12 protein-coding genes are annotated in these 17,108 nt (G+C 70.8%); 2 read left to right on the top strand and 10 right to left on the bottom strand.

What is annotated here, in order from left to right; all coding sequences use genetic code 11:
- Positions 1-403: 403 nt before the first annotated feature.
- The 3 genes from Q7W82_RS17500 to Q7W82_RS17490 form a co-directional block, all read right to left on the bottom strand.
- Positions 404-898, bottom strand: a complete 495-nt coding sequence (locus Q7W82_RS17500; RefSeq protein WP_242161124.1) for a hypothetical protein — start codon at positions 896-898, stop codon at positions 404-406.
- 148 nt (positions 899-1,046) lie between these two features.
- Positions 1,047-2,855, bottom strand: coding sequence for a DNA helicase RecQ (gene recQ / locus Q7W82_RS17495; RefSeq protein ID WP_242161123.1), 1,809 nt, complete (start codon positions 2,853-2,855; stop codon positions 1,047-1,049).
- Between the two features lie 424 nt (positions 2,856-3,279).
- Complete coding sequence (locus Q7W82_RS17490; protein ID WP_242161122.1) at positions 3,280-3,846, bottom strand: Dps family protein; 567 nt, start codon at positions 3,844-3,846, stop codon at positions 3,280-3,282.
- 93 nt (positions 3,847-3,939) lie between these two features.
- Between Q7W82_RS17490 and Q7W82_RS17485 the strand changes: the two genes are divergently transcribed.
- Entirely contained in the window at positions 3,940-8,160 is a 4,221-nt protein-coding gene (locus Q7W82_RS17485) for a DUF3418 domain-containing protein (protein WP_242161121.1), read from the top strand.
- Positions 8,161-8,789: 629 nt separating this feature from the next.
- Here the strand turns inward: Q7W82_RS17485 and Q7W82_RS17480 are convergent.
- From Q7W82_RS17480 to pqqA, 7 genes are all read right to left on the bottom strand, one after another.
- Positions 8,790-10,565 (bottom strand): chloride channel protein, encoded by a 1,776-nt coding sequence (locus tag Q7W82_RS17480; protein WP_242161120.1) that lies wholly within the window; start codon positions 10,563-10,565, stop codon positions 8,790-8,792.
- Between the two features lie 10 nt (positions 10,566-10,575).
- Positions 10,576-11,088 carry a hypothetical protein gene (locus Q7W82_RS17475; RefSeq protein ID WP_242161119.1) on the bottom strand — a complete coding sequence of 171 codons (513 nt, stop codon included), beginning with the start codon at positions 11,086-11,088 and terminating at the stop codon, positions 10,576-10,578.
- Between the two features lie 97 nt (positions 11,089-11,185).
- Complete coding sequence (gene pqqE, locus Q7W82_RS17470) at positions 11,186-12,304, bottom strand: pyrroloquinoline quinone biosynthesis protein PqqE (protein ID WP_242161118.1); 1,119 nt, start codon at positions 12,302-12,304, stop codon at positions 11,186-11,188.
- Positions 12,301-12,579, bottom strand: coding sequence for a pyrroloquinoline quinone biosynthesis peptide chaperone PqqD (pqqD, locus tag Q7W82_RS17465; protein WP_242161117.1), 279 nt, complete (start codon positions 12,577-12,579; stop codon positions 12,301-12,303). The genes pqqE and pqqD overlap by 4 nt, the downstream gene beginning before the upstream one ends.
- The gene (pqqC, locus tag Q7W82_RS17460) at positions 12,576-13,322 is read right to left on the bottom strand and encodes a pyrroloquinoline-quinone synthase PqqC (RefSeq protein ID WP_242161116.1); all 747 of its coding nucleotides are present in this window, start codon (positions 13,320-13,322) and stop codon (positions 12,576-12,578) included. The genes pqqD and pqqC overlap by 4 nt, the downstream gene beginning before the upstream one ends.
- A gap of 34 nt (positions 13,323-13,356) precedes the next feature.
- Complete coding sequence (gene pqqB / locus Q7W82_RS17455) at positions 13,357-14,256, bottom strand: pyrroloquinoline quinone biosynthesis protein PqqB (RefSeq protein WP_242161115.1); 900 nt, start codon at positions 14,254-14,256, stop codon at positions 13,357-13,359.
- A gap of 246 nt (positions 14,257-14,502) precedes the next feature.
- Positions 14,503-14,583, bottom strand: a complete 81-nt coding sequence (pqqA, locus tag Q7W82_RS17450) for a pyrroloquinoline quinone precursor peptide PqqA (RefSeq protein WP_010344287.1) — start codon at positions 14,581-14,583, stop codon at positions 14,503-14,505.
- Between the two features lie 264 nt (positions 14,584-14,847).
- Here pqqA and Q7W82_RS17445 point away from each other — a divergent pair, with 264 nt between their 5' ends.
- The gene (locus Q7W82_RS17445; protein ID WP_242161114.1) at positions 14,848-17,001 is read left to right on the top strand and encodes a bifunctional (p)ppGpp synthetase/guanosine-3',5'-bis(diphosphate) 3'-pyrophosphohydrolase; all 2,154 of its coding nucleotides are present in this window, start codon (positions 14,848-14,850) and stop codon (positions 16,999-17,001) included.
- Positions 17,002-17,108: the final 107 nt, after the last annotated feature.

Genomic DNA, 17,108 nt, shown 5'->3' with positions numbered 1-17,108 from the left:
ACGGCGGCACTCTTGAAGGGGTGCGCTGGTGCGCGCTTCGCGCTGGCAACGAGCGCCGCCCACATGGCGGCATGATCGGGGGCGTCTGCCTGCACAGGAGCATGAGCAGGCGCGGGGGCGGACTCAGCGTTGCTAGCACGACACGACGTACTGCGCAGTGCGGCGAGTGTGGGCGTGAATGGGGGGGGGGGGGGCGCGTGGCTGCCGGAGAACCTCAGGCTGCGTCCATACGCACCTGGGCGATTGGCGGCACTGCCAGCAACTTCGGGAAATGTGCGATAGGAGCGGCTTCAGCCGCGACCGGATTACCGGGAACGCCCCGTCGCGGCTGAAGCCGCTCCTACGAGGTTCGATCGCGGCGGCAGCGGGTTGTTGTGTTGGCGCTGCCCGTGCGTCGCCGCGCTTACCAGCCGAACGGCGGCGGGCCGTAGGCGCCGGGGTAGTAGCCGCGGCCGAATACCGGACCATCGCCGCGGCCGACGCTGATGCTGATGCCCATCTGCCGTGGCTTGCCGTCGTCGGTGTAGGAGGTCTTGCACATGTTCAGATTGGCGGCCTGGTAGTTGCTGTTGCCGCCATGCGTGGAATAGCCGATGCCGGTGGCGACGCTGCCGTGCACGTCGCCGTTGCAGCGGTCGGCCTGCGCCTGCAGGGCCTCGGCGCGCGCCTGCGCCGCCGCGGCCTTCTGTGCCGAGGCCGAGGTGCCGCTGGTGTCGCCGTAATAGGCACCCGGCGGATCGGCCTTGGTGCCGGGATCGGCATAGGTGATCGGCTGCTGCGGCACGCTCAGGTCGAGTTTGCGCTTGGCCGCCTCGCTGTCGCCGGTGGCATCGGCGGTCTGGGCCAGGGCCGGGCCGGCAAGCAGGGTGCAGACGAGGAGAAGGAGGCTGCGGTTCATCGGGCATCCGCCAGGAGAAAGGGGCCGGGCGGGGCCGATGGAACGCTCCGCCATGACGCTGACGCTATCAATACCACGTTGAACCCGGCCTGTCGGTGCCGCGGGGCGCGCGGCAGCGTGCCGACGCTGCGGGCACCGGTGCTGCGGCTCAACCCTGCGCGTGCACCACGTCCAGCAATTGCTGGCCATAGCGGGCCAGCTTGCTGCCGCCGATGCCGCCGACCCGCGCCAGCTCGTCCAGGCTGCTCGGGCGCTGCTCGGCGATATTGCGCAGGGTGCTGTCGTGGAAGATCACGAAGGCCGGCACGTTCTGCTCCTTGGCCAGGCCGGCGCGCAGGTCGCGCAGGGCGTTGAACAGGGGCAGGTCCTGCGCCTGCACCGGTACGCCGGTGCGCGGGCTGCCGCTGCGGTCGCCGCGTTCGCGGCCGCGGCTGGGCAGTTCGCGGCGCATCATGATCTTGCGTTCGCCCTTGAGCACCTGGCGGCTGGCGTCGGTGAGGCGCAGGCCGCCGTAGGCGTCGCTGTCCACTTCCAGCAGGCCGGTGGCGACCAGTTGCCGGAACACGCCGCGCCAGGCGCGCGCGTCCAGGTCCTTGCCGATGCCGTAGGTGCTGAGCTGGTCGTGGCCGAACTGCTTGATCTTCTCGCCTTCGGTGCCGCGCAGGATGTCGATCAGGTGGCCGACGCCGAAGCGCTGGCCGCTGCGGTACACGCAGCTCAGCGCCTTCTGCACGGCCACCGTGGCGTCCCAGGCGTCGGCCGGCTGCAGGCAGTTGTCGCAGTTGCCGCAGGGTTGCGGATAGGTCTCACCGAAGCCGGCCAGCAGCACCTGGCGGCGGCACTGCATCGATTCGCAGTAGCCCAGCAACTGGTCGAGCTTGCGCCGTTCCACGCGCTTGCGCTCTTCGCCGGCCTCGCCCTGCTCGATCATCTGCTTGAGCAGCACCACGTCGCCCAGGCCGTAGCACAGCCAGGCCTCGGCGGCCTCGCCGTCGCGGCCGGCGCGGCCGGTCTCCTGGTAGTAGCCCTCCAGCGACTTGGGCAGGTCGGTATGGGCGACGAAACGCACGTCGGGCTTGTCGATGCCCATGCCGAAGGCGATGGTGGCGCACATCACGATGCCGTCCTCGCGCAGGAAGCGGCGCTGGTTGTCGGCGCGCACCTCGGCCGGCAGGCCGGCGTGGTAGGGCAGGGCGTTGAGGCCTTCGCGGGCCAGGAAGTCGGCGGTCTCCTCGACCTTGCGCCGCGACATGCAGTAGACGATGCCGGCGCTGCCGCGGTGCGCGCGCAGGAAGTCCAGCAGCTGGCGCCGCGCATTGTCCTTCTGTACCACGGTGTAGCGGATGTTGGGGCGGTCGAAGGAGCTGACGAAGTGGCGGGCCTGCGCCAGGTCCAGGCGCTCGGCGATCTCGCGCTGGGTCGGCGGATCGGCAGTCGCGGTGAGGGCGATGCGCGGGGTCTGCGGCCAGCGCTCGTGCAGCACGGTGAGCTGGCGGTACTCGGGGCGGAAGTCGTGGCCCCACTGCGACACGCAGTGCGCCTCGTCGATGGCGAACAGGGCGATGCGGCTGCGCTCGATCAGCGACAGGAAGCGCGGGGTCAGCAGCCGTTCCGGGGCGACGTAGAGCAGGTCCAGCTCGCCGGCCAGCAGGGCACGCTCGACCCGCTGTGCCGTCTCGCCGTCCAGGGTGGAGTTGAGGTATTCGGCCCGTACGCCGAGCTGGCGCAGCGCCTCGACCTGGTCCTGCATCAGTGCGATCAGCGGCGAAATCACGATGCCGGTGCCGTCGCGCAGCAGCGAGGGGATCTGGTAGCACAGCGACTTGCCGCCGCCGGTGGGCATCAGCACCAGCGCATCGTGACCGGCGGCGACGTGTTCGACGATGTCCTGTTGCAGGCCGCGGAACTGGTCGTAGCCGAAGACGCGGCTGAGCAAGGCGTGGGCGGGGGAAGACATCTGTGTAGGATACCGCGCCGCGCAAGGGCGGTTGCCTTCCGGATGTCCGCAGGCGCGTATCAGGCGAAGGTGCGGCGTGCTGTAGGACTCACGGCTAGTGCGGCGATGACGAACCAAGCTTGCCTGGCCCGGCCTTGCAAGGCGTCGGGGCTGAAGTCCCGCCCACAATGCACCCGGCTGGCGCCTCGCAGGTCCCGGTAGCAGCGGCGCCTGTCTTCTTTCGGAATCAGCCGCGACCGGGCCTTGTCCTGAGCGTTGGTCGCGGCTGAAGCCGCTCCTACGAGAAGCCGCTCCTACAACGGGAGCCAGGCGTGACGAGGCAGCGATCGGCATGCATTGCCGCCCAATTCGCGCGGCGGAGCGCACGCAGCGTCGCCCGACCTAGCGGCGCGCCCTGCCTGCCAGGCAGGCAGGGCGGCATCCCTTACTGCAGCAGCGAGCGCAGCATCCAGGCGTACTTCTCGTGGGTCTGCAGGCGCTGGGTCAGCAGGTCCACCGACGGGTCGTCGCCGGCGTCGTCGGCGGTCTTGAGCACCTTGCGCGCGGTGCGGCACACCGCTTCGTTGCCGACTACCAGCTGGCGCACCATCTCGCGCCAGTCGGCGCTGTCGCTGAGGCCTTCCTCTTCCGGAATCGAGGTCAGCGCCGCGTATTCCTTGTACGAACCGGGGGCGTTGAAGCCCAGGGCGCGAATGCGCTCGGCGACGTCGTCCAGCGCCGCCCACTGCTCGGTGTACTGGGTCTCGAACATCAGGTGCAGCGAGTTGAACATCGACCCGGTCACGTTCCAGTGGAAGTTGTGGGTCTTCAGGTACAGGGTGAAGGCGTCGGCCATGTAGTGCGACAGGCCGTCGGCGATCTTCTTGCGATCCCCGCCGCCGATCCCGATATCGATGTTGGGCGCAGACGGCGCCAGCCCGGCCAGCGGCTGGCCGGCGATGGCCTTGCTGGTGGAGTTCTTGGTCTTGCCGGGGGTCTTGCTCTTGGCCATGGGAAGTTCCTCCTGGGGGTTACGGATGAGATGGCGTCACAATAGACAGACTAAAGCATGTGCTGTGATTCAACGTTCAATGGCATCCGATTGATGAACGCTATCGAAAAACCCTCCGTACCGGCACGCCTGCGCGAACGTCGCGCCGCGATCGACGGCGCGCTGACCCGCGACCGCGGCCGCCTGCTGGGCCTATGGTCGCGCTGGCAGGCCGCGCCCGGCAATGCCGCGCTGGAGGCCACGTTCGAGCAGGCGCTGCAGGCGTCGCAGGCGCGTTGCGCCGCGCGCGCGGCGCAGCAGCCGGCGATCACCCTGGATCCGCAGCTGCCGATCGCGCGCGAGGCAGAGCGCATCGTGGCGCTGATCCGCGACCACCAGGTGGTGGTGATCGCCGGCGAGACCGGCTCGGGCAAGACCACGCAGTTGCCGAAGCTGTGCCTGGCCGCCGGTCGCGGCGCCGCCGGCATGATCGGCTGCACCCAGCCGCGGCGCATCGCCGCGCGCGCGGTGGCCAGCCGCGTGGCTGAGGAGTTGCGCACGCCAGTGGGCGAGACGGTGGGCTTCCAGGTGCGCTTCAACGACCGCGTCGGCGAGCAGACGCGGATCAAGTTCATGACCGACGGCATCCTGCTGGCCGAGATCGCCAGCGACCGCTGGCTGTCCAGCTACGACACGATCATCGTCGACGAGGCGCACGAGCGCAGCCTCAACATCGATTTCCTGCTCGGCTATCTGAAGCAGCTGCTGCGCAAGCGCCCGGATCTGAAGGTCATCGTGACCTCGGCGACGATCGACACCGCGCGCTTCGCCGCGCATTTCGACGATGCGCCGGTGATCAGCGTGGAAGGCCGCACCTATCCGGTAGAGGTGCGCTATCGGCCGCTGGAGGAGCCGGGATTGGAGAGTGGGGATGGCCAGCCTGCGGCTGTCGAGGAGCGCGCGGGATTGGCAGAAGCCAGTGACGCCGAACGCGCGCGGCCAACCGCCGTTTCGAATCCCGACTCCCGAATCCCGACTCCCGGCCTCTCAGTCAACGACGCGATCGTGGCGGCCGTGGACGAAATCACCCGGCTGGATCCGCGCGGCGACGTGCTGGTGTTCCTGCCCGGCGAGCGCGAGATCCGCGATGCGCACCATGCGCTGGAACGGCGCAAGTACCGCGAGACCGAGGTGCTGCCGCTGTACGCCCGGCTCTCCAACGCCGATCAGGACCGGGTGTTCAACCCCGGCCCGCGGCGGCGCCTGGTGCTGGCCACCAACGTCGCCGAAACCTCGCTGACGGTGCCGCGGATCCGCTACGTGGTCGATCCCGGCTACGCGCGGGTCAAGCGCTACAGCCCGCGGCAGAAGCTCGACCGCCTGCACATCGAGCCGATCTCGCAGGCCAGCGCCAACCAGCGCAAGGGCCGCTGCGGCCGCATCGCCGAAGGCATCTGCTACCGGCTCTACGCCGAGGCGGATTTCCAGGCGCGGCCGGCGTTCACCGATCCAGAGATCCGCCGCTCCAGCCTGGCCGGGGTGATCCTGCGCATGCTGCAGCTGGGGCTGGGACGGATCGAGGATTTCCCGTTCCTGGAGCCGCCGGACGAGCGTGCGGTGGCCGATGGTTGGCAGCAACTGGTGGAACTGGGCGCGGTCGGCGAGCCGGACCGCCACGGCCTGCGCAAGCTCACCGAGATCGGCCGCAAGATGGCGCGGCTGCCGGTGGACGTGAAGCTGGCGCGGATGCTGGTGGCGGCGCAGCAGCACGGCTGCCTGCGGCCGATGCTGGTGATCGCCGCGTTCCTGGGCATCCAGGACCCGCGCGAGCGCCCGCCGGAGGCGCGCGAGGCGGCCGACAACGCACATGCCAGGTTCGCCGACGCGCGCTCGGAATTCGTCGGCATCCTGCGCCTGTGGGACGGCTACCGGCAGGCGCACGAGGAACTGACCCAGTCCAAACTGCGCGACTGGTGCGGGCGGCATTTCCTCGGCTTCCTGCGGATGCGCGAGTGGCGCGAACTGCACCGCCAGCTGCATCTGCTGTGCGCGGAACTGGGCTGGGCCGAGGAGCCGGAGGAGGCCTCCCTGCGGCCGCTGTTGGCCGGCGCTTCCGCGCCCGCGCCGGCGCGCGATGCCGAGACCGCGGCGCGCGCGACCCGCGGGCAGCTGCACCGCGCCGCGCGCCTGGCCCGCGAAGGCCGTGGCACCGGCACGCCGGCCACGCCCGCACCGGCGGCCCAGGCCCCGCCACCGGCGCCCGCCGAGTCGGGCGAGGCGCCGCGCGCCAGCGAGCGCGAGCGCGCCGCGGCCTACCAGGCGCTGCACCGCGCCTTGCTGGCCGGGCTGCCGACCCAGGTCGGCCACCGCACCGAGAAAGGCGATTTCCAGGCGCCGCGGCAGCGCCGTTTCCTGCTGTTCCCCGGCTCGGCGCTGGCGCGCAAGCCGCCGCCGTGGGCGCTGCCGGCGACGCTGCTGGACACGCAGAAGGTGTGGGGCCTGACCAACGCCGCGATCGAGCCGGATTGGGTGATCGCCGAGTTGCCGCACCTGCTGGCGCGCAAGCATTTCGATCCGCACTGGTCGCGCGCGCAGGGGCAGGTGCTGGCTTCCGAGCAGATCAGCCTGTTCGGGCTGGTGCTGGCGCCGAAGAAGCCGGTGCACTACGGCCGCATCGATCCGCCGGGTGCGCACGAGTTGTTCGTGCGCCAGGGCCTGGTGCCGGGCGAGATCAACACCCGTGCCAGCTTCGTCGCCGACAACCAGAAGGTGCTGGCGCAGGCGCACGAGGAAGAGGCCAAGCTGCGCCGCGCCGGCATCGTCGCCGACGAGGACTGGCAGGCGCGCTGGTACCTGGACCGGATTCCCGGCGAGATCCATTCCGCCTCCGGCCTGGATGCCTGGTGGAAGGCGCTGGCGCCGGAGCAGCGGCGCGCGCTGCACTGGTCGCTGGCCGACCTGCTGCCGGGCGAGGGCAGCGAGGCCGAGCGCTATCCCAAGTACTTCCCGCTGGGCGATGCGCGGCTGCCGCTGCAGTACCGGTTCGAACCGGGCGCGGCCGACGATGGCGTGACCCTGGAGGTGCCGGTGCACCTGCTCAACGCGCTCGACCCGGCACGGCTGTCGTGGCTGGCGCCCGGCTTCGTGACCGACAAGGCCGCGGCGCTGATCCGCAGCCTGCCCAAGGCGCTGCGCCGCAACTACGTGCCGGCGCCGGACTTCGCCCGTGCGTTCTACGAGGCATTCCCGCAGCCCAGCGCCGACGACATGCGTGGTGAGCTGGCGCGCTTCCTGCAGCGTGCCACCGGCGCGCCGCTCAGTGCGCTGGAGTTCGACGAGAGCACGCTGGAGCCGCATCTGCGCATGAACCTGCGCCTGCGCGACGATGCCGGCAAGGTGCTGGCCGAATCGCGCGACCTGGACGTGCTGCGTGCGCGCTTCGGCGAACGTGCCGGGCAGGCCTTCGCCGCGCGCGCCGGCCGTGCCATGGCCGCGACCGGGCTGCGCGAATTCCCGGCCACGCCGATTCCACTGCAGGTGCCGGGCGAAGCCGGCGTGCCGGCGTATCCGGCGCTGGTGGACGAGGGCGACAGCGCCGCGCTGCGCATCTTCGCCGACCGTGCGCAGGCCGAGTCCGCGCATCCGCGCGGCGTGCGCCGGCTGCTGGAGATCGGCCTGGCCGACAAGGTCAAGCAGGCGCGCAAGCAGTTGCCGGTGTCGCCCAAGACCGGGCTGCTGTATGCGGCGATCGAGTCGCAGGAGCGCCTGCGCGGCGACCTGGTGGAGGCGGCGTTGAACGCGCTGCTGGAGCAGGGGCTGGAGGCGATCCGCGACGCGGACAGCTTCGCCCAGCGCCGCGACGCCGCCGCCAGGCAGCTGTTCGGCGAGGCGATGGAACGGCTGAAGCTGGCCGAGGCGATCATGGGCGCGGCCGCCGATCTGAAGCCGCAACTGGAATCGCCGCTGATGGGTTGGGCCAGCGGCAACCTCGACGACCTGCGCGCGCAACTGGCGGCCTTGCTGCATCCGGGCTTCCTGCGCGAGACCCCGGCTACCGCGCTGGCGCAGTTCCCGCGCTATCTGCGCGCGATGATCCTGCGCGCCGAACGCGCCAAGCGCGACCCGGCCCGCGACCAGGCGCGCATGCTGGAGCTGAAGCCCTTCGTCGACGCACTGGCCGACGCGGCCGCGGCTGGACGTGCAGACACGCCGGAGTGGCAGGCGCTGCGCTGGGACCTGGAAGAACTGCGGGTGTCGCTGTTCGCCCAGGAGCTGGGTGCCCGCGCCGGTATCTCGGCCAAGAAGCTGGCGCAGCGGGTGGCGCAATTGCGGTGATTCGGGATTGGGGATTGGGGATTGGTGGCAGGATTCCCGTGCTGTTCCTGCTGCCCGTGGCCGCGGCGTTCGCTTTTGCAGCGTTCTGTGGGAGGGATTTCAGGGCAGGTTTCATCACCCGCGTTCGTCATACATGTCATTGCATCTGTAGGAGCGACTTCAGCCGCCACGGTGTTGCCGGCAAGGCCTCGTCGCGGCTGACGCCGCTCCTACGCGTACGCCCCCGGGATGGTTGAAGGTGCCCTGCATTCCCGATGCTCTGGCGATACTGCGTCGGGGCTGAAGCCCCTCCCACAAAGGGAGATGCCCCGCGTGGAGTGGTCACGGCGACCGTTGTGGGAGGGACTTTAGTCCCGACGCATTGACGCAAAAAGCGTCGGGACTGAAGCCCTTGCACAAGAAAGTTGCGCCGTGTGGAGGGCAAGCGAGTTGCGCGGTAATGGCACGTCTTTCGGGGAGCCAAGCGCCGGCGCAGCAGCATCTTGCCGGTGCGGGGTAGGAGCGGCTTCAGCCGCGACCTTTTTGCGCCAACGCGTTGCGGCTGAAGCGGCTCCTACGACATGCGATCACGGCCCTAAACCTCTCAGGGGCCAGCAGTCCTGCGAATCCCCACTCCCCACTCCCCGCCCTCAATCATCCACCCGCTCGCCCATCAGCTCGCGCTGGCGCTTGTCCAGTTCCTCGGCATAGCGCTTGCGCACGAAACTTTCGCTGAGCACGCCCAGCACCTTGCCCTGTTCGTCGACCACGGCCAGTTCGTCGCTCTGGGTCAGGTCGAACTGGCGCATGGCGGTCACCACGTCGGTGTCGGCGGGCAGGGCGACGTCGCGGTTGCCGGCGTAGTCGACGATGGCCGCGTCGGCGTTGACGCCATCGGCATAGGCGGTGGACACGGTGACCAGGCCGGCGTAGTGGCCGTTCTCGTCCTCCAGCACCACGCGGGTGCCCGACCCGAGCGGGAAACGGCGGCGGAACTCGGCGACGCTGGTGGTGGCGGCCAGCGGATGCACGTCCTTGCGCATCATCCGTCCGGCGCTGAGATGCTTGACCCAACCCACGTCGCGCGCGCTCTTGATGGTTTCGCCGCGCAGGTGCAGGCGCCAGGTGGAGAACGAGTAGCCGAAGATCTGCCGGACGATGGTGTTGGCCACCAGCACCGCCACCATCACCGCGCTGGCCAGCACGAAGTCGTGGGTGCCCTCGAGCACCAGCATCGCCATCGTCATCGGCGCGCCGACCACGGCGGCGGCCATCGCCGCCATGCCGGCCAGCGAGGCGGCGGTGCCGTCGACCAGGGCCATGCCGCTGCCGAGATTCAGCACGCCGGCGAACAGCCCACCGACCAGCGAGCCCATGAACAGCGAGGCGAAGAACAGGCCGCCGCGGAAGCCGAAGCCCAGCGAGATCGCCGAGCCCAGGCACTTGAGCAGCAACAGGATGCCGAGCCAGCGCAGCGAGGTCGGGCTGGTCAGGTCCAGGTGCAGCGCGCCGTGCCCGGAGGACAGCACCTGCGGGGTGATCAGTGCCAGCGGGATCAGCAGCAGGCCACCGGCCACCGGGCGCGCCCAGCGCGGCAGCGGACTGCGGTTGATCGCCTGTTCGATCGCGCCGATCAGGCGCATCACCGCGACCGCCAGCAGCGCGCAGAGCACGCCGAGCAGCGCATACAGCAGGTAGTCGCGCGCCTCCAGCGCCGAGGCCGCCGACGCCGGCAGCAGGTACGGCTGCACCCCGGCCAGCTGCGACACGAACACCGCGCCCAGCGAGGCCACCGCCACCGGCGCCAGCGCCGAGGGCGAGTACGCGCCGATGACGATCTCGAACGCGTAGAACGCGCCGGCCAGCGGCGCGCCGAAGGCGGCGGCGATGGCCGCGCCGGCGCCGGCGCCGACCAGGGTGCGGATGTCGGCGCGGCGCAGGCGCAGCACCCGGCCCAGGTGCGAGCCGGTGCCCGCGCCCATCTGCGTATACGCCGCTTCCAGGCCCACCGAGGCGCCGACGCCGTTGGAGAACAGGGTCTGCACGGAGACGATCAGGTTGTCGCGCATCGACATGCGCCCGCCGTACAGCGCGTTGGCTTCAACGGCGTCGACCAACTGGCGCTTGCGCGCGCGCGCGGCCATGCCCAGCAGGCCGACCAGCAGCCCGCCCAGCGGCAGCACCAGCAACTGCTGCACGCTCAGTTCGGACATGGCGCTGAGCCGCTCGTCGGCGTCCAGGCCGTACAGCAAGGCCTGCGCGCCGTGCGCCAGGCTGCTCTGCAACAGGGTCAGCAGGCCGGCGATCACGCCGACCAGCAGGGCCAGGGCGATGAACCACACATCGCTGGCGCGCAGGCGCCGGCGCAGCGCATCGGCGACGCTGTGCGAGGCGTCGGCCAGGCCCGGCCGCGGACGCAGGTGCATGGCTGCGACCCTATTTGACGCGGCGGACCTTGGCGCGAGTGTTGTAGGTGCCGACCTGCATGTACCAGACGCCGGCGATGCCGGGGGTGATCTTCACCTTGGGCGCGGTGAGGCGCACGCTGGACAGGCTTGCCGCCTCGGTCTGTTCCCACTCCTGGCCGTTGGCCAGCACGTACTTGCGGCCCTTGCCGAAGCCGGTGAACTCGCCGACCAGGGTGCTCTCGATCGGCTCGGCGCTGCCGAAGTCGAAGAAGCCGCGGTTCTTGGTGATCACCTCGCGGCGGCCTTCCTCCTTGGCCTTTTCCAGCGCCACCGCGGTCTCCTTGGCGACCTTGCCCTGCAGCCAGTCGTTCAGCGCGGCCAGTTCCTGCGGCGACAGCTTGTCCAGCCCGGCGGCCTTGAACTCCTGCGGCGACATCTGCGTCTGCAGATCGCCGGAGACGGTGCGCTGGGCGAGTGCCGGGGCGGAGGATACGGCGAGCGCCGCGCACAGGACCAGGGAGGCGAGACGCGCAAGGGACATGGCGGGGATCCGGGCAGTGGGATGCGCGGTAGTGTAGTCGCAAGCGGTGACGGCGCACCGCCCGCCGGCGCACCCGGGGCCGCGTCGGCGCCCGGCCTCAGTCGTCGGCGGCGGGCGCGACGGCCGCGCGTGGCGGCCGCCGGTACACGAAGTCCGGCGCCGGCGCGGCGGCTTCGCGCTGCGCCAGCGCCTGCAGTGCCGCGTGCGCCGGGGCGCGTTCGCAGACCGGGTCCAGGGTCGCGGCATCGCCGCTCAGCGCCAGCGCCTGGCAGCGGCAGCCGCCCCAGTCGATCTCGCGCTTCGGGCAGCCCTGGCACACCTCGGGCATCCAGGCGCTGCCGCGGAAGCGCACGAAGGCCTCGCCGTCTGCCCAGATCGCCGCCAGCGGCCGCGTGCGCAGGTTCTCGAAGCGCATGTCCGGCAGGGTCTCGGCGGCGTGGCAGGGCAGCACGTCGCCGCGCGGGGAAATGTTGACGAAGCGCTGGCCCCAGCCGCCCATGCAGGCCTTGGGCCGGTGCGCGTAGTAGTCGGGGGTGACGAAATCGATGTGCAGGCGGTCCTGCAGGCGCAGGCGCGCGGCGTCCACCGCGGCCACGGTGGCGTCGATCTGCGCGCGGCTGGGCATCAGCGCGGCGCGATTGCGCAGGCCCCAGCCGTAGTACTGGGTATGGGCCACTTCCAGGCGCTCGGCGCCGAGCTCCAGCGCCAGCTCGATCATTGCCGGAACACGTTCGGCGTTGTGCCGGTGGATCACCGCATTGATCGTCAGCGGCAGGTCGAGCGCGCGCACCGCCGCGGCGAACGCGCGTTTCTTCGCCAGGCTGTCGCGGTAGCCGGCGATGCGGTCGGCGCCGGCGGCGTCGGCGTCCTGGACGCTCAACTGCACGTGTTCCAGCCCGGCGGCGGCCAGGGCCGCCAGCATCGGCGCGCCGCCGGCCACGCCGGAGGTGATCAGGTTGCTGTACAGGCCCAGTGCGCGCGCATGCGCGACCAGCTCGGGCAGGTCCTTGCGCAGCATCGGCTCGCCGCCGGAGAAGTGCGCCTGCAGCACGCCCATCGCCGCGGCCTGGTCCAGCGCCGAGCGCCAGCCGGCGGTGTCCAGTTCCTCGCGCAGGCCGGCCAGTTCGATCGGGTTGGAGCAATACGGGCAGGCCAGCGGGCAGCGGTGGGTCAGCTCCAGCAGGATCGACAGCGGCGGTGGCACCGGCGCGCTCATGCGCGCAGCAGCCGCTTGGCGTGCAACTGCTGCGCCAGTTCGCGCACGTCGCGTTCGACCTCGGTCGGGTCGGCCTCGAATTCGGTGGCCAGGTCCGCGGCGATCGCCGCCAGGCTGCGGGTGCCGTCGCAGCGCGAGACGATGGCGTGGGCGATCTCGTCCAGCTCGATCACCCGCTCCGGCGCCAGCAGCACCCATTGGTCGCGGGCGCGGTCGTGCTGCAGGCGCACGCCAACGGCGAGCCGCGGCTGGCTGCTAGCGTCCAGCGTGCTCATGCCGCTGCCTGCGCGGCGTCGGGAGCGAACGCGTCCGGCCAGGCCACACCCGGCTGCACGTAGGCGAAGTGCAACGCGTCCAGTTGCGACCACAGCACGCCGCACTTGAAACGCAGCGCGTCCTGCACCAGGCGCTGCTTCTCCACGGTGTCGGCGTGGCGCTTGACGTAGTCCAGCGCGAAGTCCGAATCGCGCGGGGCTTCGTGCAGGCGATGCTCGAAATACGCCAGCGCCTCGCGCGAAACGAAGTCGTAGTGCTGCAGCATGCCGGCCACGCGGTGGCTGATGATGCCCGGCGCGAACAGCTCGGTCAGCGACGAGGCGATGGCCTCCAGCAGGCTCTTCTCGCGCACGAAGTGCAGGTAGCCCTGCACCGCGAAGCGGGTGCCGGGCAGCAGGCCGCGGCCGGACTGCACCAGGTCGCGGTCCAGCCCGAGCGCGTCGGTCAGGTGCAGCCAGCGGGCGATGCCGCCTTCGCCGTCGCTGCTGCCATCGTGGTCGACGATGCGTTGGCGCCAGATCCGGCGCAACGCCGGATCGTCCATCCGCGCCAGGATCGCCGCGTCCTTGAGCGGGATGCAGCGCTGGTACTCGTAGCGGTTCAGCGCCCAGGCCTGGACCTGGCCGCGGTTCAGGCGCCCGCTGTGCAGCAGCGCGTGGAAGGGATGCTGGTCGTGGTACAGCCGCGCGCCGATCGCGCGCAGCGCGGTTTCCAGTTGCTCAGGGCTCAGCAAGGCGCTCACGGGCTCGGCCTCGCAGGCGATACGGGGGTTCGGGTCATAGCGCGATCTCCATGCCGTCGTGGGCCACGTCCCAACCGTGCGCGGCGACGGTGGCGCGCTCCGGGGAACCGGCGTCGAGGATCGGGTTGGTGGTGTTGATGTGGATGAAGACCTTGCGCGCCACCTGCAGATCGGCGAAGGCGCGCAGGGTGCCGGCCGCGCCGTCGATGCTCATGTGGCCCATGCGCTGGCCGGTCTTGGCGCTGACGCCGAGTTGCACCAGTTCGTCGTCGCACCACAGCGTGCCGTCGAAGAACACCAACTCGGCGCCGTCCAGCCGCGCGCGCAGGGCATCGGTCAGCGCGGCGCAGCCGGGGATGTAGTGCACGCGGTGCTGGCCGTCGTCGATGGTCAGGCCCAGCGTTTCCTCGACGGAGCCGGCCAGGTCGCCGCTGTGGCGGCTTTCCATGAACAGCGGCACCTTGCCCGGCACCGCGAACGGCGTGACCTGCAACCCCAGCAGCGACAGCGGCGTGTCCAGGGCGAACGGGTGGCGGTGCACGTAGGCCGGATGCAACGCGTCGAACACCGGGTTCTGCGCCAGCAACTCGAGCACGCGGCCGCTGGCATACAGGTCGAAGCGCTGGCTCTCGCGCATCGACAGCAGGCCGGCGATATGGTCGATCTCGCCGCTGGTCAGCAGCACGGCCTCGATCGGGGAATGGCGCTGCTCGCGCTGCGGCCACAGTGCCGGCGTGGCCAGCACCTGCTGGCGAAAATCCGGTGAGGCATTGATCAACAGCCAGCGCTGGCGGTCGACGCTGACCGCGATGCTGGCCTGGGTACGGCGTTGGGCACCCGGGTGTTGCTGCCACGCGCGTTGGCTCGCGGGCGTGTGGCAGTTCCACTGCGGGTGCCCTCCGCCTGCCGCCGATCCCAATACGATGAGGTGCATCCGGTCTCCGTTGGCATAAGGGGATGCCCCCCATCCCCGAACACGCCGCGTCGAGCCTGGCGGTTCAACCCGATGGGCCGCGTTTGCCCACGCACGTGGCTGCGTCATCGCTCGGGCGTGGACAGATGTCCACGTCCTCGCTCTTTCTTGCCACAGGCGCGCGCAAGCACGGCGCGGCATGCTCGGGGATGGAAGACATACCCCGGCCGGTCGCGCTTCGGTCGCGGGAAAGGAGGGTTGCGCGGGTCAGAGCTCGCCGGAGGCGTAGCAGTTGATTTCCGCACCGACGCAGATCTCGCGGATCACAGGCTTGTTCCACTTCTTCATGTGCGTTCCTCTTCGAGTCGGTCCAGGGGCGACGGCAGCGGCGCATGCAGGACAGCATGCGGTTGCCATCGCGTTCGAGCATAGGCGCGGGGGTCGGGGCGGTTGTGAAATTCAGGTAAAAGCGTGGCAAGTCGCAACCGGGTCACAGTGAGCTGGCGGTGCGTATGCGCGTGGTGCTGCGCAGGCGTGCGCTCGGCGCAATTGTGAGAACGCGCACAAGCGCGTTAGTGTAGGCGGCCCCGTTTTCGTCGACTGCGTCCGTCCTTGAACCACACCGTCCACTCCGGCCTGGAGGCGTTGCTGCAGCGCCCGGCGGCCGCGACCCTGGCGCCCGCCCTGCGCGCGGCGCTGCTGCAGGCCTGGCAGGCGCAGCCCGAGCCGCCGCGGCTGCCGTGGCCGGTGCTGGCCGACACGCTGGATGCGCTGGCGTTGCTGTCGGCCGACGAGGCTGCGCTGCTGGCCGCGGTGCTGTTCGACCTGCCGGGCTTGCGCGCGCAGTTGCCGCAACTGCCGGTGGCGCCGCCGGCGCGGGCGCAGGCGGTGACCGGGTTGCTGGAGGCGCAGGACGCCGCCGACCAGGTGTGGGCGCTGCATGCCGGGCGCGAGGCCGGGCGCAACAGCGAGGGCCTGCGCCGGCTGCTGCTGTCGATCGTGCAGGACCTGCGGGTGGTGCCGATCCTGCTGGCGCGGCAACTGGCGCAGATGCGCGTGGCCGACAAGGCGCCGGAGGCGCAGCGCCGCGCGCTGGCGCAGCTGACCCGCGACATCCACGCGCCGCTGGCCAATCGCCTGGGCATCTGGCAGCTGAAATGGGAGCTGGAGGACCTGGCGTTCCGGCACCTGGAGCCGGACACCTACCGGCGCATCGCCCGCGAGGTCGACGAGAGCCGGGTGGCGCGCGAGCGCTACATCGAGGCGGTCAAGAAAATCCTATCCAAGGCGCTGGCCGAGCAGGGCCTGCGCGCGGAGATCAGCGGGCGGCCTAAGCACATCTACAGCATCTGGCGGAAGATGCAGAAGAAGCGCCTGGCCTTCGACCAGTTGTACGACCTGCGCGCGGTACGGGTGATGGTCGACGACGTCGCCGCCTGCTACGCCGCGCTGGGCGTGGTGCACGCGCTGTGGGCGCCGGTGCCCAGCGAGTTCGACGACTACATCGCCCGGCCCAAGGCCAACGACTACCGCTCGCTGCACACCGCGGTGGTCGGCCCGGAAGGGCGCACGATCGAGGTGCAGATCCGCACCCACGACATGCACGCGCAGGCCGAGCTGGGCGTGGCGGCGCACTGGAAGTACAAGGAAGGCGGCAAGGGGGCGGAGAAGGCCTTCGACCGCAAGATCACCTGGATGCGGCAGCTGCTGGAGCAGTCGCAGGACGGTGAGCAGGGCGGGCTGGCCGGCGCGCTGGACGCCGAGCTGGTCGAGGACCGGGTCTATGCGCTGACCCCGATGGGCGAGGTGATCGACCTGCCGCAGGGCGCCACGCCGCTGGACTTCGCCTACCACGTGCACACCATGGTCGGGCACCGCTGCCGCGGCGCCAAGGTCAACAACCGCATCGTGCCGCTGACCCACAAGCTGCGCAGCGGCGACCGCGTGGAGATCCTCACCGGCAAGGAGGCCGAGCCGCGCCGCGATTGGCTGCTGCCGGCCAACGGTTACCTGGCCAGCGGGCGCTCGCGCGACAAGGTGCGCGCCTGGTTCCACAAGCTGGACCGCGCGCGCAACGTGCAGGCCGGCAAGGAATTGCTGGAGCGCGAACTCAAGCGCCTGGGCCTGCAGCAGGCCGACCTGCTGCCGGCGGCGAAGAAGTTCCATGCCGAGGGCGTGGAGGAGCTGTACATCCAGGTCGCGCTGGGCGATGTCGGCCCCAGCCAGGTCGGGCGCGCGCTGCACGAGGCCGAGCGCGCCGCAGCGCAGCCGGCGGCGCCGGCCATGCCGCGGCCGACCGCGCGGCGCACCGGCCTGGGCAAATCCAAGTTCACCGTGCAGGGCGTGGGCAATCTGCTGGTGCAACTGGCGCGCTGCTGCCAGCCGGTGGCCGGCGAGCCGATCGCCGGGTATCTCACCCGCACCCGCGGCGTCACCGTGCACCGCAGCGACTGCGCGGCGTTCGCGCGGCTGGCCGCCAGCCATCCGCAGCGGGTGCTGCCGGTGGAATGGGGCCAGGCCGGCGGCGGCTACGAGGTCGACGTGCTGGTGCGCGCAGTGGACCGGCGCTGGTTGCTCAAGGACATCACCAACCTGATCGCCCAGGAAGAGGCGCACGTGCTGGAGATCAACAGCGACAACGTGCGCGACAGTGGCCTGGCGCAACTGCGGCTGCGGCTGAAGGTCGGCGACTACGGGCAACTGTCCACCTTGCTCGGCAAGCTCGACGCGCTGCCGGGCGTGCACGAGGCGCGGCGGCTGGGCTGAGCGCCGGCGCCGCGCGGGGCCGCAGGCGTCTGCGGCCGCTCTGGCCGTCCCCGGCGGGGCGGGGGAGAGGCGACGCACAGCTGTTCGTCATCGGGCCGACGCTAAGC

It is taken from the genome of Xanthomonas indica, from assembly GCF_040529045.1.
In the GTDB taxonomy this organism is placed as follows: Bacteria; Pseudomonadota; Gammaproteobacteria; order Xanthomonadales; family Xanthomonadaceae; genus Xanthomonas_A; species Xanthomonas_A indica.
The sequence above is the reverse complement of the archived record's forward strand: the minus strand, read 5'-3'. Positions and strand labels throughout refer to the sequence as shown.

What these genes read in the sequence shown, in the direction of transcription:
- Q7W82_RS17480 (WP_242161120.1), bottom strand. Translation starts at nt 10,565, where the DNA reads ATGCACCTGCGTCCGCGGCCGGGCCTGGCCGACGCCTCGCACAGCGTC.
- Q7W82_RS17485 (WP_242161121.1), top strand. Translation starts at nt 3,940, where the DNA reads ATGAACGCTATCGAAAAACCCTCCGTACCGGCACGCCTGCGCGAACGT.
- recQ (WP_242161123.1), bottom strand. Translation starts at nt 2,855, where the DNA reads ATGTCTTCCCCCGCCCACGCCTTGCTCAGCCGCGTCTTCGGCTACGAC.
- Q7W82_RS17490 (WP_242161122.1), bottom strand. Translation starts at nt 3,846, where the DNA reads ATGGCCAAGAGCAAGACCCCCGGCAAGACCAAGAACTCCACCAGCAAG.
- pqqA (WP_010344287.1), bottom strand. Translation starts at nt 14,583, where the DNA reads ATGAAGAAGTGGAACAAGCCTGTGATCCGCGAGATCTGCGTCGGTGCG.
- pqqD (WP_242161117.1), bottom strand. Translation starts at nt 12,579, where the DNA reads ATGAGCACGCTGGACGCTAGCAGCCAGCCGCGGCTCGCCGTTGGCGTG.
- Q7W82_RS17500 (WP_242161124.1), bottom strand. Translation starts at nt 898, where the DNA reads ATGAACCGCAGCCTCCTTCTCCTCGTCTGCACCCTGCTTGCCGGCCCG.
- pqqB (WP_242161115.1), bottom strand. Translation starts at nt 14,256, where the DNA reads ATGCACCTCATCGTATTGGGATCGGCGGCAGGCGGAGGGCACCCGCAG.
- pqqE (WP_242161118.1), bottom strand. Translation starts at nt 12,304, where the DNA reads ATGAGCGCGCCGGTGCCACCGCCGCTGTCGATCCTGCTGGAGCTGACC.
- Q7W82_RS17475 (WP_242161119.1), bottom strand. Translation starts at nt 11,088, where the DNA reads ATGTCCCTTGCGCGTCTCGCCTCCCTGGTCCTGTGCGCGGCGCTCGCC.